Origin of the sequence: Streptomyces sp. NBC_01410 (genome assembly GCF_045040195.1) — a bacterium.
GTDB lineage: Bacteria > Actinomycetota > Actinomycetes > Streptomycetales > Streptomycetaceae > Streptomyces.
This window is the reverse complement of the sequence record NZ_CP109530.1, coordinates 5,488,753-5,503,523: the sequence shown is the minus strand read 5'-3', so window position 1 is coordinate 5,503,523 and position 14,771 is coordinate 5,488,753. Positions and strand designations below refer to the sequence as shown.

At 67.2% G+C, this 14,771-nt stretch carries 17 protein-coding genes; 3 read left to right on the top strand and 14 right to left on the bottom strand.

Annotated features, from left to right (window positions below; genetic code table 11):
• Positions 1-21 precede the first annotated feature (21 nt).
• The 14 genes from OG741_RS25475 to OG741_RS25410 all read right to left on the bottom strand — a co-directional run bounded on the left by OG741_RS25475 (position 22) and on the right by OG741_RS25410 (position 11,883).
• Positions 22-648: an OmpA family protein gene (locus OG741_RS25475; protein WP_405601571.1), complete on the bottom strand. Its 627-nt coding sequence runs from the start codon at positions 646-648 to the stop codon at positions 22-24.
• Positions 649-651: 3 nt separating this feature from the next.
• Positions 652-1,266 (bottom strand): hypothetical protein, encoded by a 615-nt coding sequence (locus OG741_RS25470; protein WP_266486993.1) that lies wholly within the window; start codon positions 1,264-1,266, stop codon positions 652-654.
• Between the two features lie 31 nt (positions 1,267-1,297).
• Complete coding sequence (locus tag OG741_RS25465) at positions 1,298-1,870, bottom strand: pilus assembly protein TadG-related protein (protein ID WP_405601569.1); 573 nt, start codon at positions 1,868-1,870, stop codon at positions 1,298-1,300.
• 8 nt (positions 1,871-1,878) lie between these two features.
• Entirely contained in the window at positions 1,879-2,124 is a 246-nt protein-coding gene (locus OG741_RS25460; RefSeq protein WP_266486991.1) for a hypothetical protein, read from the bottom strand.
• Positions 2,125-2,372: 248 nt separating this feature from the next.
• Positions 2,373-3,452: a response regulator gene (locus OG741_RS25455; RefSeq protein ID WP_405601567.1), complete on the bottom strand. Its 1,080-nt coding sequence runs from the start codon at positions 3,450-3,452 to the stop codon at positions 2,373-2,375.
• Positions 3,453-3,466: 14 nt separating this feature from the next.
• Entirely contained in the window at positions 3,467-4,813 is a 1,347-nt protein-coding gene (locus OG741_RS25450; RefSeq protein ID WP_405605774.1) for a sensor histidine kinase, read from the bottom strand.
• Between the two features lie 70 nt (positions 4,814-4,883).
• Entirely contained in the window at positions 4,884-5,759 is an 876-nt protein-coding gene (locus tag OG741_RS25445; RefSeq protein WP_405601565.1) for a DUF5936 domain-containing protein, read from the bottom strand.
• A gap of 8 nt (positions 5,760-5,767) precedes the next feature.
• Positions 5,768-6,706 carry a type II secretion system F family protein gene (locus OG741_RS25440; RefSeq protein WP_405601563.1) on the bottom strand — a complete coding sequence of 313 codons (939 nt, stop codon included), beginning with the start codon at positions 6,704-6,706 and terminating at the stop codon, positions 5,768-5,770.
• A gap of 17 nt (positions 6,707-6,723) precedes the next feature.
• Entirely contained in the window at positions 6,724-8,061 is a 1,338-nt protein-coding gene (locus tag OG741_RS25435) for a CpaF family protein (RefSeq protein WP_405601561.1), read from the bottom strand.
• 29 nt (positions 8,062-8,090) lie between these two features.
• Positions 8,091-8,453 (bottom strand): TadE/TadG family type IV pilus assembly protein, encoded by a 363-nt coding sequence (locus OG741_RS25430; protein ID WP_405601558.1) that lies wholly within the window; start codon positions 8,451-8,453, stop codon positions 8,091-8,093.
• 4 nt (positions 8,454-8,457) lie between these two features.
• Positions 8,458-8,871 (bottom strand): TadE/TadG family type IV pilus assembly protein, encoded by a 414-nt coding sequence (locus OG741_RS25425; protein ID WP_405601555.1) that lies wholly within the window; start codon positions 8,869-8,871, stop codon positions 8,458-8,460.
• Positions 8,868-10,163, bottom strand: a complete 1,296-nt coding sequence (locus tag OG741_RS25420; protein WP_405601553.1) for a CpaE family protein — start codon at positions 10,161-10,163, stop codon at positions 8,868-8,870. The genes OG741_RS25425 and OG741_RS25420 overlap by 4 nt, the downstream gene beginning before the upstream one ends.
• 7 nt (positions 10,164-10,170) lie before the next feature.
• Complete coding sequence (gene cpaB, locus OG741_RS25415; RefSeq protein WP_405601552.1) at positions 10,171-10,884, bottom strand: Flp pilus assembly protein CpaB; 714 nt, start codon at positions 10,882-10,884, stop codon at positions 10,171-10,173.
• 120 nt (positions 10,885-11,004) lie between these two features.
• On the bottom strand, positions 11,005-11,883 hold the full coding sequence (locus OG741_RS25410; RefSeq protein ID WP_405601551.1) for a hypothetical protein: 879 nt from the start codon (positions 11,881-11,883) through the stop codon (positions 11,005-11,007).
• Between the two features lie 331 nt (positions 11,884-12,214).
• On the opposite strand from OG741_RS25410, the gene OG741_RS25405 reads away from it, so the two are divergent.
• The 3 genes from OG741_RS25405 to OG741_RS25395 are packed head-to-tail and all read left to right on the top strand — an operon-like array spanning position 12,215 to position 14,758.
• A complete protein-coding gene (locus OG741_RS25405; protein WP_405601549.1) occupies positions 12,215-13,744 on the top strand; it encodes a Flp family type IVb pilin in 1,530 nt (509 codons plus the stop codon).
• 28 nt (positions 13,745-13,772) lie between these two features.
• On the top strand, positions 13,773-14,324 hold the full coding sequence (locus OG741_RS25400; protein WP_405601548.1) for a hypothetical protein: 552 nt from the start codon (positions 13,773-13,775) through the stop codon (positions 14,322-14,324).
• Positions 14,321-14,758 carry a hypothetical protein gene (locus OG741_RS25395; RefSeq protein ID WP_405601546.1) on the top strand — a complete coding sequence of 146 codons (438 nt, stop codon included), beginning with the start codon at positions 14,321-14,323 and terminating at the stop codon, positions 14,756-14,758. The genes OG741_RS25400 and OG741_RS25395 overlap by 4 nt, the downstream gene beginning before the upstream one ends.
• The last annotated feature ends 13 nt before the right edge of the window (positions 14,759-14,771 follow it).

Here is a 14,771-nt window from a genome sequence, read left to right as displayed (position 1 = left end):
CGGAGGAACCAGCCCCGCAGTCTATGAGGCCGTGCCTCGCGGGAAGGAGACCTCCACACGCCGGTTCTTCCGTCGGTTCTCCTCGGAGTTGTTCTCGGCGATCGGGAACTGTTCGCCGTACCCCCGGATCTCGTAGCTGATGCCTACGGCGGCGAGTTCCTGCGAGAGCACACCGTGCACCGCGGCGGCACGCTGCTTGGACAGCGAATCACCGTGCTCGGCCGAGCCCAAGTCGTCCGTGAAGCCGAACACCCGTACCTTCTTGGCGTTCTGCTTCTTGATCTCCTCGGCAATCTCCTTGATACGGGCGTTGGCATCGCTGCTCAGCTTTGCGCTGTCCTTACCAAAGAGGACCTCGGCCTGCAGGCTGAACCTGACCTCGGAATTCGAGTCCTCGCGCTGCTCATTGCCCGCCTCGTCGCCAACGACCTGCTTGATCTCCAGAACCTTGGCAGCGGCGAGCGTGGCACCGTCGACCATCTTGAGGTCGGGGTCGCTGACGTCGATCTTCCCCTCGTACACGGAAGTCGCTTTGGGGCGTGGTCCGTCGTCGGCTCCCGCCGACGGAACGGCAACAACGGTCAGAGCAAGGGCAATGGAGCCGATGAACACGGCCCTGCCACGCACGAATCCAGTACTGACTCGCATGCCTCACTCGCTTCCGAGCCGGAGCGTCACGGACTGGAAGGTCGGCAGCGAAAACGTCATCTGGTTCACGGTCTCAGGGGGCGCCGGGAACTGCATGAAGACCGGAGTCGACGACTTGGCCTTGACGCTGCTGACTGTGGTGACCAGCGGCCGGTTTTCCGTGTCACGCAGGACGTAGTAGCGCTTCTTCTCCTTGGCATCCACCAGGGTGGCTCCGGCCAATGAGCCACCGCCGACCGCCGAATTGACCTCGAGTTCGGAACCGGACCAGTCGGATGTGTGGTTGAAGTTGTTGTCCGTGGTGTTCCGCATGTTCCCCTGGACCGTCACAAACCCGCCTGCGTCTCGGACGGCGGCGGTGATGTCCAGCTCCATCCCGTCTTCGCCCTTGAGCGTCGTCAGGACCTTGCCCGGTCCTGGGTTCGCGCTTCCGGGATTCCCCTTGTCACCCTGATCGACCGCGCCCCCGTTGTCAGGAGTGGACGACTGGCCGGCATTGGAGGTCTTGTCAGGTTTGTCACCGTCGCTGCCGCACGCGGCCAGCGTGAAGGCCAGCGCCACCGCCGCGGTGACGGCCGCCGCCGCCCTGCGCGCCCCTGAGATCTGCCGCATGCTCATGACTGCAATTCCTCTGATAGTTGTCACTCGGTCAGTTCGGGTCGATCAGACGGACGGTGAAGAGATCAGTCAGGTCCGGCACGCTACCGAGGTCGTCCGGATCGATCAACGAGCCCAGGCCGTCGCAATCCAGCTTCGCTCCGCTGAGCGAACATTTCGGCACGACAACGCCCCTGGCCTTTGCCTCGCCCTTCTCGTCCGCCGTACCCGGGATCACCGAATCGCCGATGGTTTTCTTTGTTTCGACTCCGACCGTGAAACCCCAGTACTCCCCGTAGTACGGCCGGCAACTGGTCCTGTCCGAGTCATTCTTCTGCGCGTACTCATCGGCGGCTTGACACGCCGCGCCGGGACCGAACCCGCGTCCGAGAATGAGGTCCGCCCAGTCGTCGGGCAGCTTCGGCCCGAGCAGCTCTTCGACGATCTGATCCCGCGCATCCCGGGCTGCGGCCAGCGCGGCGGCGTCGGCAGCACCCTGGGCGCCATTTCGCTGGTCGGCGGACTCCCCGACCACGAAATACGCAAACGCGAGGAAGAGCAGGCCCGCCACCACCGTGATGTAGATGGGGAAGGCCTGCCCTGCCTCGCGCTGTCTGCTGTGCAATCCGACGATCAGCCCGACTTGCCGGACGTGCCGATCACGTCCTTGATCTTGTTGCCGATCTCCTTGCCGATGTCCCCCTTCATGGTCACCACGATCGCGATGATCGCAATGACCGCCACCAGCATGCCGATGTATTCGACCGAGGTCTGACCCTTGTCGGCCCTGCGGTTCATCCGCTCGATCGCCGTGTTCTTCCAGCCGCTCACACGCAGCTGCGTCGCAACCGCCGCCTTGAGCGCGATGTCCTTCGACATGATGTTCCCCTCCGGGTCCGGCCGGCCGCACACCGGCCGGTTCGCACGTCTCTTGTGTGCCTTCCGCGTAACCGGCTTCCTCCTGGCCGGTGCCGCTTTCGACGCGAGAAACGTACGACGGACGGATGGTCCCCGCAGAGGGTCCCAGGGCCCAATCCGAGGCCCAAAGAGAGGGATGGGCCTGTCCGTTCCGACCGTGGGCCCGGCGGTCCGCATCGCACATCGCCGCACCGCACATCGCCGTACCCTCAGCCATGGCCGGCCGCCCCCCTCGGCATGCCGCCACCGCTGTGGCCATGTGCTGTGCCGAGCCATACCGCGATGGCTTCGCTCCGGCTGGTGCTGTGCAACTTGGCGAAGATGCGGTTGATGTGGTTCTTGACCGTCTTCTCGCTGATGAAGCAGGTGGCGGCGATCTGCTGATTGGTCATGCCCGACGCGATCAGATCCATCACCTCCACCTCCCGCGAGCTAAGGCCGAACTCCGTCCTGGACCCGACGCGTTGAGTCGGCCCCCGTGGGGCTGCCGCCTGTCGCGCCTCCAAGGACTGTCCCATATCTGATTGCATACGCGAAGTATCATGTCGCGGCTGCAATGAGTTTGATACATAGGAGCCGCCCTGCTGCCCGAAGTTGGACGTCTGGCGTGGATCGGTTTGCGCCGCCGAACCATGTGCAGTCGCACCCTGATGCCCCAGCCCTCCCGCAAGCTGCTGAGGCCCGGCAGGCGCGCGCTCGCCCCGCACATGGGCGAGCAGCGCGTTGGCGGCGGTGACCGTGAAGTGTGCCCGGCCCTGCCTGATGTCCCGTACCGCGTCGACGAGTTGGTCCGCTGTGAACTCTCCGTGGACCAGGTAGCCGCCCGCGCCCAGGCGCAGCGCCTCGTGCACGATCTCGCTCTCCCGGCTGTACGTCAGCATCATCACCGGGGCGATCCGCACCAGATGCGGAAGCGCGGAGATGCCGTCGACGCCCGGCATCCTGACATCGAGCAGAACGACGTCAGGACGGTGTCGCTGGGCGGCCTCACAGGCCTCGCGGCCGTCTGCTGCCTCGGCGACGACCGCGATGTCCTCGCGGCCGGAGAGCAGCGCATGGAGCCCGGCCCGTACGACGGGGTTGTCGTCGGCGACCACGACCCGGAGCGGTGTCGGCGTCACCGGAGGGGGGAGGGCGGGGAACCCTCCGGATGCTGCAGCCGGCGGGGGAAGCGGTACCTGGGCAGGTGTGTGCTCGGAGCGGATGGGCGTGCTGTGCGACGACGTGTGCTGGGACACGTGCGACGACGGCAGTTGCTGTCCTGGTGTGTACGACGAATCGTCCGGCATGATGCGGCCTCCTTTCAGTGGGTGGGGGGAATGGCATCGGTGGGGACTGGCTCGTGCGTCAGCGGCGGGTGTGCGTCGGCGGGCAAGCCACTGCGCAGCAGGGCGTTGACGGGGATTTCGAGGCGGACTTCGGTTCCCTTGGTCGCCCGTCCGCGTCCGATGCGGATACGGGCGCCGATTCCGGCAGCGCGCTCGACCATGCCGACGAGTCCGAAGTGGCCGGCCTTTCTGAGGTCGTCGAGCGACGTGCCCGGCGGCAGACCGCGCCCGTCGTCGTAGACGCTGATGCGCAGCGCTCCGTCGACGACACCCACGGACACGTCGATGTAGGTGGGGCGGGCATGGCGGTGGGCGTTCTCCATCGCCTCGGACGCGATGGTCAGCAGGTGCCGCGCGACGGCGTGCGGGACTTCGGGTACGAGCACTTCGCCGAGGGTGTGCCAGGTGGCCCCCATCCCGGTCCGCCGGGCGAAGTCCTCGGTACGGGCGGCGAGTTCCGCGGCCACGTCGACGCCTGCGGCTTCGATATCGGTCTGGCGGCGCAGGTCGGAGAGCAGTTCACGGGATTCGGCGGCCGCACGGCGGGCGGATCTGGCGACCACTTCCGCCTGGTGCCTGACGGTGAGTGGGTCCATGCGGTCGGCGGAGGAGGCCAGACCGTCCGCGGCCATCGCCACACCGTGCAGGGTCTTGGCGACGGAGTCGTGCATCTCACGTGCCAGACGCGCACGTTCACCCTGGACGGCCTCGGTCACCGCGAGCCGCGAGCGTACCTCGCTGAGTGCCTGCGTCGCCGTACCGAAGCGGAGCATCAGCTGGCGCAGGCTGACCCCGACGGCACCCAGCACGGCACACAGGCCGGGCAGAAGTGTGGACCCGGCGATCGAGACCTGGAGCCCGGTATTGGCGGCGTAGGCGGCGAAGATGATCAAGATGGTCAGTGAGGCGAAGACGCCTGCGCCTCGCCATCCGTAGACCAGGCCGGCCAGTAGCGGCGTACAGATGGTGACGTAGCTCAGGGGGCTGGCAGGGGTGGCGGTGACCAGCAGCAGAGCGCCGAAGAAGGCGTCGATGCCTAACAGCCAGGGATGCCGCAGCAGCAGCGGGCCGAAGCGCTCCCAGTCGCGGAAGAGTACGTACGAGCCCATGAAGGTGGCCAGGATCGCTATGCCGATGAGGATGGTCGGCCAGCCGGATGCCGCGCCCACGACGGCGAACGGGGTGGCCAGTGCGATCATCGCCAGCCGGAATCCGAAGACCTGGCGGCACATGGCCTGGAGCGCGCTCAGCTGAATCCTGAGCGCGGGCTCGGCGGGAACGTCATCGCCGGAGGCGACGCCGAGCAGGCCGCGCCCCGTCATGGCGCCGGCCGGTCCGGTCGACACCTGGTGCAGTGCCATGGAACTCTCCCCCTTCCCCGGGATCCCCTGCTCATCCGCCGAGGCTCATGCCCGAGCCGAGGAACATGCCTGCCCCGATGAGCAGGATGGTGGCCGGGACCATCAGCATGGTCACGATGCCCGTTGCCTGAGGGACTGCTTTGGATGCCCGGCGGCGGGCATTCTGGGCGTCCGTACGGCGCATGTCGTTGGCGATGGCTATCAGGGTGTCGACGATGGGCGCACCGAGTTCCTCGCCCTGCTGCAGGGCGGTGACGAACTGGGCGACCTGCTCGGACGCGTTGCGCTTGCGCAGCTGCTCGAAGGCGTCGCGGCGACTCATCCCCATGTCCATCTGGCGGAGCGTGATCTTGAGCTCGTCGGCCCAGGGGCCCCGGTAGCGCTCAGCCACCCGGTCGAGGGCCTGGCGGAAGCCGAGACCCGCGGAGACGACGACCGCCAGCACGTCGAGGAAGTCCGGCAGCGTTCGTTCGATGGCGGCCTTGCGCGCGCGGGTGGCCGCCCAGATCCCTACCTCCGCCCACCAGATGCCGAACGCCACGAACAGCAGGGCGAGGAAGGGGTGCGCGTCGATGAGCAGGGCGAACGCCCCGAGCGCGCCGATGAAGCCGTAGACCGCGCGGCGCGCGGCGTAGCGGTCCACTGTCAGGCCACCGGGGTTGCCCGCCATGTCGAGCCGTATGCGCAGCTTGTTGACTCGCTTGGGGCCCATCATGCGCAGCACCGCGGGCGCGTAGCGCATGCCGAGGCGGTCGATGCCGCTGCCCACGGCGCTGGTGCGGGTGGAGCCCACTTCGAGGGCGAGTGCCAGGTCCGAGGGCAGTTTGGCGTCGGCTCGGTAGAGCCTGATCCCGTACAACATGCCGGTGACGGACAGTCCGGCGGCGAGTGCGAGCAGCAGTTCCATGACGTCCCTCAGACTTCGATCTTGGCCAGTCGGCGGACGAGGAAGAAGCCGACGAGGTAGAGCCCGAGGGCGATCAGGACGACCGCCTGCCCCAGGGTGTTTCCGGTGATCTTGTCCAGTGCGCCGTCCCACACGCTGTCCATGAGCATCAGCATCGCCAGGCCCATCCCGGGGACGATGTACGCGGTCAGCGTCACCTGCGACAGCTGGGTTCTGACCTCGCGGCGGGTCTCCTTGCGCTCTTCCAGCGTCTCCGTGAGGTTGCGCAGGGAGCTGACGATGGCGCCGCCGGAGCGGTTCGACAGGACGAGGGTGGTGACGAGGACGACCAGTTCGCGGGAGGGCAGCCGGTCCGCCAGCTCGCCGAGAGCGTCGTCGATGGAGTGCCCGAGGGCTAGGGCGTTGGCGACCTTGGCCAGTTCGTCTCCTGCCGGCTCTTCCAGCTCCTCGGCAGCCAGACTGATCGCCATCCGCAGGGCGAGTCCGGCCTGGGTGGCGTTCGCGATGATGCGGGAGAGTTCGGGCAGCTGGTTGATGAATTTCTCGATGCGCTTCTGGCGCTGCCAGTTGAGGAACGCGAACGCGGACCAGAGCGCGATCCCTCCCGCGATCGGGCCGAAGAAGGAGGCGAGTACCGAGCTGGCGAGGAGCCAGAAGCCGGCAACGGCGGCGACCATGTAGACGAAGAACTCACCAGGGGTGAGATCGAGACCGGTGGCGGCGAGACGTTGCTCGATCTTCTTGCCGAAGCGGGTCTGTTTGAGTCTGCGGTCGACGCCCCTGAAGCGCCGTCGCCGCCCGGGAGTGGTGATCTGCTGCGTCGATGACAGGCGATGCTCGAGCGCCGCGCGCTGGGCCTTGCCCGAGGCGTAGGTATGGACGCCCGCGATCAGGAGCGCGCTGAAGAGCAGGGTGGCCCCGATCGTCAGCTGATCCAGTCGATTCATTTCCTGGCACCTACTCGCTACTTGGCTTCTCTGGAGGCGAGTTGTTCGTCGGACCGTGCGATACCGAAGGCTTGTGGGACGGGCTGGCCGGTCATGTAGAAGCGGTCGGCGACGCGGCGGGGCAGCGGGTAGTACTCGAACTGCCCGTAGATCTTGCCGTCGGCTCCCATCGGCCGGGACAGGAAGCGGCACACAGAGACGATCTTGAACGGCTCACGCCCGTGCGAGTCGAGGACCGCGATCTCGGTGATCTTCCTGGAACCGTCGGCATGGCGGGTGAGCTGCACGATGACATCGACGGCGGAGTTGATCTGGTCCTGCAGGGCCGCGAAGGGGACCTCCACCTCGGACATCGAGGCGAGGGTCTGCAGTCGCATCAGCGCGTCCTCTGCGCTGTTGGCGTGGACGGTGGCGAGTGAACCGTCGTGACCGGTAGACATTGCCTGGAGCATGTCAAGCGTTTCACCGCCACGGACCTCACCGACGATGATGCGGTCCGGGCGCATACGCAGCGAGTTGCGTACCAGGTCGCGAATGGTGATCCGTCCCTTGCCCTCGACGTTCGGAGGGCGGGACTCCAGCCGGATCACATGCGACTGCTGCAGTTGCAACTCGGCCGAGTCCTCGATGGTGATCACGCGCTCGCCTTCCGGGATCAGTCCGGAGAGCGCGTTGAGCAGGGTCGTCTTCCCGGTGCCGGTGGCGCCGGACACGATGATGTTCATCTTGGACCGCACCAGTGCCGAGAGCAGATAGAGCATGTGCTCGTCGAGCGATTCCAGGCCGATCAGCTCGCGGAGCGTGAAGGCCCGGGGAAAGCGGCGGATGGTGAGAATGGCGCCCGTCAGCGACAGCGGAGGAATGATCACGTTGACGCGCTCGCCGCTGGGGAGCCGGGCGTCGACCATCGGATTCGACTCGTCCACCCGGCGGTTGACCGTGGAGACGATGCGCTCGATGGTCTGCATCAACTGGTCGTTGGAGGCAAAGCGCATCGGCAGTTGCTCGACGCGGCCGCCGCGCTCCACGAAGATCTGGTCCGGGCCGTTGACCATGATCTCGGAGACGGACGCATCCTCCAGCAGAGGTTCGAGGATGCCGAGCCCGAGCGCTTCGTCGACGACGCGCCGGATCAGCTGGGCGCGCTCGACGGTGGAGAGGACGGGGCCTTCCCTGCTGATGATGTGGCCCAGTACGCGCTCCAGGCGGACGCGGCGCTCCACCGCGGCCAGCGCCGACATCTCCGCGAGGTCGATCTCCTGAAGCAGCTTCGCCCGGTAGGTCGCGACGAGATGACCGTCTTCACGGTTCCCGCCGTTCTCCTCGGGGGCGCCTCGGCGCTCCAGAAGGCTCATCGGTTCTCCAACTCTTTCGCTCGGCCGGTCTATTCGTCGGTGCGCGGCATGGTGGACGTACGCTTCACCGGGTCGAAGCTGAACCCGGGGATGACCGAGGGAATGTCTACGGTGGCCGTCGCCTTGGCGTCATCGGCAGAACCGCTCATGTCGACCCGCGTGCCCGGCTTGATGAGATCGCTGACCGCCGCCTCACCGGCCGCCTTGGCGGCGGCATCGTCGTTGCTCTGCGAACTGATGCGGGCCGCCGTGCGAGCGGCCGTGCCCGCCTGCTGCATGGCGTAGGCGGCCAGACCGAACTGGACCAGGCAGATCCCGATGAGAATCAGGATCGGCAGGAATCCGATGTACTCGACCGCGGTCGCGCCCTTGTCGTCTCTGCGCCTGGTCATCGGTTCAGTCCTCCTCCAGCGGCGAACTGGCCTTGCCGGTCACCGTGCCGAACGAGTAGTCGGTCAGGCCGGGTATGAGGACAGGCACCTTCACACCCACGCTCGCCCGCATCGACCTGTGCCCGAGGTCCGCGATGCAGCCGGCGCTGAAGTCGTAGTCCGGATCGGCCACTCCCAGGCGTGCGCCCTCCTGGCACCGCGCGTCCTGATCCGGCCGCAGGTAGGACACGGCCGCGTCGTGTGCGGCCCGGTCGGCACCGTTGCCCGCAAGGGTGTAGGCGTAACCGAAGAGCACGGCCTGCCAGAGCAGTACACAGGTCAGGAGAATGATCGGCAGCATGCCGACGAACTCGACCGCGATCTGGCCGCTGTCCCGCTCGCCGTCCCGACGGCACAAGAGCTTCCTTCTCGGTCTCATCCCCCTGCCCCCCACGTCCCGTCCTTCGGTGTTTCGCCCCGTGTGCGGCGTCCGAAGGCGAATGACCCCCGGTCGTTCGCGGTGCGTCCGCCCTTGTTCCTGGTCCTGCCCTCGTTCTCCGCCGTTGTCACCAGGCCGAGCTCTCCGGCCAGGCCCCACAGCGCCTGCTTGACGGTGCTCTTGGCCTCCAGGTCCTGCATGCGCCCGGCGTCGACAGCGCCCTGGAGTTCCTTGAAGTTCGACGGGACGGCGATCCGCGCCACCCGGGTGCCGGTGATCCGCTCGATCAGAGGTGGCTGGATTTCCGTATTGCGCATGTGGCGGTTGACCACGGTGACCGTCTCCTCGGCCTTGCGGATCTGCAGCCGGTCCCAGAGCCGCACCATGCGTTTGGCCCCGCGCACTGCCACCACGTCCGGGGTGGTCACTAGAACTGCCCTTTCCGCCATCTCGATGGCGGTGGCGTTGGCGCTGCTCATCTGCGAACCACAGTCGATAACCACGACCTGGTAGCGCTGGCGCAGTGCGCTGACGACCTGCCGCGCCACCCGGTCCGTGACCTCCTCACCGCGCTCTCCCTCGCCCGGAGCGAGCAGCAGACCGAGGCCGCTTTCATGATGGAAGACCACGTCCTGGAGCACCCGGGGCGTGATGTCCTGGATACCCGCGAGATCGACGATCGAGCGTCGGAACTGCACGTCCAGATACGAGGCGATGTCACCCGCCTGCAGATCCATGTCCACCAGCGCCGTGTGCCGGCCGGAGGCCTGTGCGGCCAGGGCCAGTTGGACCGCGGTCAGCGTGGTGCCCACGCCGCCTTTGCCGCCCGCGACGGCCACGACCGTGCCGCCGGGACCGGAGAAGACCTCCGTGCCGTGGCCGAGGTGGCGACGCACTCCGACGGACCAGCCGGCCGCCGCCTGGACCCGGGTGACCAGCTCCTCGTAACTCAGTGGCAGTCCGATCAGACCCCGCGCACCCGAGTCCATGGCGGCCGAGAACAGCCCGGGGCTGGCGTCGGACGTGATGAGTACGACGCCGACCGCCGGGAAACGCAGGGCCACTTCCCGGATGACCTCGAGCGCCGGTACCGGTCCGATCCGCTCGTGGACCAGGACGACTTCCGGCAGCTCGTCGATCGACTCTCCGGCCAGCCGGGCCAGGGTGTCGAGGAGCGTGGTCGAGTCGCCCACCGGGCTGGCCGGCTCCGCGTCGGGGAGCTGGCTGAGCAGGGTGGTGATGGACCGTGCCGCGTCGGCGTCGCCGACCGCCGGGATGATTCGCGTGGTCATGCAGCCCTCACTTGTTCTTGTCTTCGTCGAGGGTGTAGGTGCTGTCCCCCGGGCGCAGCGTGGTGGGGCTGGAGTTGCCGAGGAGGGCCAGCCGGACGTGCTCGGCGAAGGACTCCGCGTAGGCGAGGCGCTGGGCGTCGGTGGTGTTGAGGGCGAAGGTGATGGGCACGGCTTGGCTGAGTCCGCTGCCCCGGTCGTTCTTGTCCGGTTGCAGCGCGGTGATCCGGCCGACGTCGATGACCTTGGCGTTGGGCACGATGATGCGCGACTGGTCCGTCTCGCCCTCTTTCTTGCCGGCGAAGGTGGCGAAGATATTGACCAGAGAGCCAGGTGTGATCTTTCCTGCCACACCCGTGGCCGCGTCGATCATGATGGCGATCTCCTGCTCGCCATTGCCGACCGCGGGCTTCTTCACCATCATGTCGTCCTGCAGCAGCGAGCCTTTCTTGAGCTGCGTGACGGCGATCTTTCCCCTGACCACGGACAGATCGGTGACGGCATTCCGAGACAGCCAGCGCTTGGGCATCGAAATCTTCTCGAACTGCGCCGGATCCAGGGACGTGTAGGGCGCCACATCGGTCTTGATCCGGTACGCCGCGACCTCGGGCCCCACCTTGGAATTCACGTCACTGATGACGGACAGAACACCGGCGAACACACCGAAGGCGCAGAGAACCGACAGGAGCAGAAGTATGACGCCACGGCGCTGACGTGAATTCATGGGCGGGACAACCTCGTTCAGGAGCGTTGAGGAGCGGACAGAGTCGGAACTGTGCACGTACCTGAGCTGCTGCGGCTGGGCCGGTGAGGTGGAACCTCCGGGGAGCGGCCCGAAGGCCGGTTACGAACCCTGACGCATCGGGGCCCCGTGGTTCAGGACACCGGTCGTGTGCGTTTGGTTCTCGGGCGGGGCGAGCGGTGCGGAGCAGAAACCGCAGCGATCACCGATGAGTTCTCTTTCGCACCAGGTGCACACCTCTCGCCGTACGGACGAAACCAGCTGGTAGAGCACGGAGATATCAGGCAGATAGGCAGCGAATTCGACCAGTCTGGACGTGCCCCACCAGCGGGGGGAATCAACAGGAAGCGCGGTTTCCTGCAGACCCTGCACCTGCCAGGCGGGAGCGAGCGCCGAGCTCACCCACTCGCTCTGCAACTGCCCTTTTGCGACCAGCAGTTGCGTAGCGAACTCGGGGCCGGAGAGCTCACCGGAGCCAATTTTGATCAGTTGAGGATTCGGGTTCGCCAGCACACCGAACTGGGAACCGGGTACCCAGGACTTGGCGTGGGACTTCAGGCTCACTGGAACGCGGTCCAGCCTGGTCACGGAGTTCAGCAGCGCGCCCGCATAGATGTAGTGGGAGAGCAGCCGGGCGGCGGAGGCCACCACACCCGCGCTGAAGTCGCAGATCGACAACTGCCGTAACTGGCGGACGAGTACAGCCACGCCCAGCGGTGGCAGATCCAGCTTCAGACAGGCGATCCGGTCGCTCTCCAGGACCGACCGGACCGTGTGCAGCCGGCGCTCATGGGCCAAGGTGATGGTCGAGGGATACAACGCGATCACATAGCCGTGCTGCTCCAGCAGGACGCTCATGTCGGCGAGCGCGGCGTCCAGGGGCTGGGCGTCGGGCGAGTGGAGCAGTGCCGCGGTGGGCGTCTGGTGGTCGGTGGGCGGCAGCACCAGATCGGCGCTGGTGACAGCTATCGCGGTGGGCACGCTGGTTCCCCGTTCAGCACCGGACGCCGGGGGCCCGGCGACCGCAGATACCTACTGCTCCGTGCTTCTGCCCCAGCACTTTATCCACGTCCTACGAGGCAGAGAACACCTTTGAGATCTCTGGGCCACAACCCGCACACGCTCCGCACAGGCGAAAACGGGCGAAGGCGTCAGAGGTTAACTCTCGTTTCAGGGCAGTGAATTCGCCAGGGCCCTGGTCCGCTTTGGGTCCGCGATGGGTCTCCGGGCCCAAGCCAGCCCGGTGCCCCCCTTCGTACGCTCCACTTCCGATTCCTTGTACGAGAGGCACGGCCACCGAGGGGGACGGCGGATGAGCCGGACAAGAGGACGCCGGGCGCGGAACCCGGCACGCGACAGGGGCACCACAGCCGTTGAGTACATCGGAGTGCTGGTTGTCCTCATCGCCGTCATCGCCGCGGTGACGACGCTGGGCGTGGGCCGGATGATCGGCGAGAAGATCATCTGTGTGATCTCCGGCGGGCCGTGCGGCACCGGCACCCCCCGCGCCACCCCCAAGACCGACGCCGACTACGAACCCCCTCTCTGCCAGATCTCCTCCCTCACCGACAAGGCCGGCGCCAAGGCCAAAGTGCTCTTCATCGAATGGGGCGAGGAGTACGGCTTCCAGCAGCAGACCTTCAAAGCCAACTCCGACGTCAACGGCGACGGCGCCGTCGACGACCGTGACCAGCGGGTCATGATGACCTTCACCGATGCCGCGTCCGTCGCCCTCAAGAAGGACTGGAAGCCCGGGGCCAAGGTCGGCAGGTTCGGCTCCGACAAGGTCGAGCTCGGGGCAGGGATCAAGGTCACCAACGGGGACACCTGGGTCTTCGACAGTGAGGCGGACGCCGCAGCCTTCCGGGAGGATCTGGAGTCGCTCAAGACGTACGAGCTCGCCAACCGGCACGCCAACTCCCAGGGCGGCGGGCTCGGCAGCGGCCTGCTCTACCTCTTCGGCAAGGGGCCCCTGGCCGAGGAGGAGAAGCTGCGCGAGCGCATCGAGGACAAGCTCGGCAACCGCCACATCAGTTACGGCAAGGTCGCCCTCGAAACCTCCGCCGCTGGCGGGCTGAAGATTTCCGCCGGGGACGAGAAGAAGCTGAGCGCCGCCCTCGGAGGCTCGTTCAAGTTCACGCCCGAGGCGACGTGGACCGACAACGACTTCAACGGCACCAAGTCGTACACGTACAGCGCGTCGATCGAGTACGGGACCAAGGTCGGGTACGAGGCCGGGCCGCTGAGCGGCGAGGCGTCCGCGTCGACCACGCAGACCGGGACCATCACCGTCACCCATGACAAAGCAACCGGCAAGCTGGTGCGTATCGACATGACCCGGACCGTCGAGAAGGGCTCGACCAAGGACGGGGTCAAGGTCGGGGGCGACAACGGCAAGTCCGGCAAGGACAAGCGCGGCGGCAACGCCGGGGCGAAGGGCGGCGATGCGGAGACCGGGATCGAGGTCGTCACCAACTCGCTCGCGTTCCCGCCGGAGCCCGAGGGCGATGCAGGGCGGAAGATCGCGCAGGACTGGCTGGACGGGAGCGGGCAGTACGGCGCGCCCTTCGCCTACATGTTCAACGACCATGCTCCGACCCGGCGGCCGGGTGCCGCCGACCCCTTCGGGCAGTTGCTCTTCGACGAGGGGCTGTCCAGCAGGACGACCTACACCGGAACGACCGAGGCGGCGGAGTACGGCTTCGAGCTGAACCTGGGGCTGAGCCTCGGTTTCTCGGTCTCCACCGAGAAGAAGGAGGAGACCCTCAATGCCGCCGAGTTCCTGGGCGCACCCCAGGGGAATGGCCGCGACTATGTGCCGTACAGCTACTGCGCGAACTGACCGGCCGAGGGGCGAGGGAGGACACACAGTGCAGAAGAAGAAGAGGAAGACGACGGCCGGCGCCTGGCTGACAGCGGCCGTCCTGCTGGCCGCCGGATGCGGTACGGACACGGTCGGCCAGGCACCCGAAGGGTGGGGCACCCTGCGCACGCCCGCCGTCACCGTCGCCCATCCGCCCGCCTTCGTACCGCAGAGCGACGCACAGCGCAGCAAGCACAACGCGGCCGCGGCGACCCTCACCGCGGGCGGCAAGGCCGTCGGCATGATCACCGTCCAGCTGGACTTCACCGAGGCCGACTCCGCCGAGGAGGCCGCGATCGCCGCGGAGGCGGGCATCGCGCTCGGTTCGAAGCTCCAGGGTCAGCGGGAGATCCGGGTCAACGGGCCGAAGGGCGAGGAGGCGGCGCGCCGCGTCGACTTCGAGTTCACGCAGCAGGGGGCGCGGATCAGGGGTGTGATCGTGGCCGGTCTGGACGCGGGGGACACGGCGTACGCGGTACGGATCGACGCGGCCGAAGGGCGGCTCGCGGACGGCGATCTGAAGCGGATCATCGACTCGATCACGGTCATGAAGCGATGACGCGGTACGGCTACCAGGGGGCGCACCCCGAGCGGCGGGGTGCGGCGCTGCTCGCGCTCGTACGGGCCTGGGCGGCCGGTGTCGTCGTCCTCCTGTTCAGCGAGTATCTGCAGGCCGCACTCGTCTACGAGCTGTTGGCGACGGGACCGCGCATGGAGAGTTTCGGCGGCCGGCTGCTGCTGATCCATCTGCCGAACGCGGTGTGCATCGCGCTGGCCGCCTGGGCTGCGGCGCGGATCCACCGTGAGCCGTTCCGGGAGTCGCTGCCCGGGCATCTGACGGCGGCTTTCGCGGTGCCGGTCGTGGCGCAGGCGCTCAACATGGCCGTGCAGTGGCGGGAGTTGGCGGCGGAGGGGGTGCTGCTGTCCAACGCGGTGCTGGTGGTGGGGTGCGTTGCGGGGTACGCCGCGGACCGGCTGCAGGAGGAGACCTGAGCGCGTGGCTCTG

What these genes read in the sequence shown, in the direction of transcription:
- OG741_RS25475 (WP_405601571.1), bottom strand. Translation starts at nt 648, where the DNA reads ATGCGAGTCAGTACTGGATTCGTGCGTGGCAGGGCCGTGTTCATCGGC.
- OG741_RS25470 (WP_266486993.1), bottom strand. Translation starts at nt 1,266, where the DNA reads ATGAGCATGCGGCAGATCTCAGGGGCGCGCAGGGCGGCGGCGGCCGTC.
- OG741_RS25460 (WP_266486991.1), bottom strand. Translation starts at nt 2,124, where the DNA reads ATGTCGAAGGACATCGCGCTCAAGGCGGCGGTTGCGACGCAGCTGCGT.
- OG741_RS25455 (WP_405601567.1), bottom strand. Translation starts at nt 3,452, where the DNA reads ATGCCGGACGATTCGTCGTACACACCAGGACAGCAACTGCCGTCGTCG.
- OG741_RS25450 (WP_405605774.1), bottom strand. Translation starts at nt 4,813, where the DNA reads ATGACGGGGCGCGGCCTGCTCGGCGTCGCCTCCGGCGATGACGTTCCC.
- OG741_RS25445 (WP_405601565.1), bottom strand. Translation starts at nt 5,759, where the DNA reads ATGGAACTGCTGCTCGCACTCGCCGCCGGACTGTCCGTCACCGGCATG.
- OG741_RS25440 (WP_405601563.1), bottom strand. Translation starts at nt 6,706, where the DNA reads ATGAATCGACTGGATCAGCTGACGATCGGGGCCACCCTGCTCTTCAGC.
- OG741_RS25435 (WP_405601561.1), bottom strand. Translation starts at nt 8,061, where the DNA reads ATGAGCCTTCTGGAGCGCCGAGGCGCCCCCGAGGAGAACGGCGGGAAC.
- OG741_RS25430 (WP_405601558.1), bottom strand. Translation starts at nt 8,453, where the DNA reads ATGACCAGGCGCAGAGACGACAAGGGCGCGACCGCGGTCGAGTACATC.
- OG741_RS25425 (WP_405601555.1), bottom strand. Translation starts at nt 8,871, where the DNA reads ATGAGACCGAGAAGGAAGCTCTTGTGCCGTCGGGACGGCGAGCGGGAC.
- OG741_RS25420 (WP_405601553.1), bottom strand. Translation starts at nt 10,163, where the DNA reads ATGACCACGCGAATCATCCCGGCGGTCGGCGACGCCGACGCGGCACGG.
- cpaB (WP_405601552.1), bottom strand. Translation starts at nt 10,884, where the DNA reads ATGAATTCACGTCAGCGCCGTGGCGTCATACTTCTGCTCCTGTCGGTT.
- OG741_RS25405 (WP_405601549.1), top strand. Translation starts at nt 12,215, where the DNA reads ATGAGCCGGACAAGAGGACGCCGGGCGCGGAACCCGGCACGCGACAGG.
- OG741_RS25395 (WP_405601546.1), top strand. Translation starts at nt 14,321, where the DNA reads ATGACGCGGTACGGCTACCAGGGGGCGCACCCCGAGCGGCGGGGTGCG.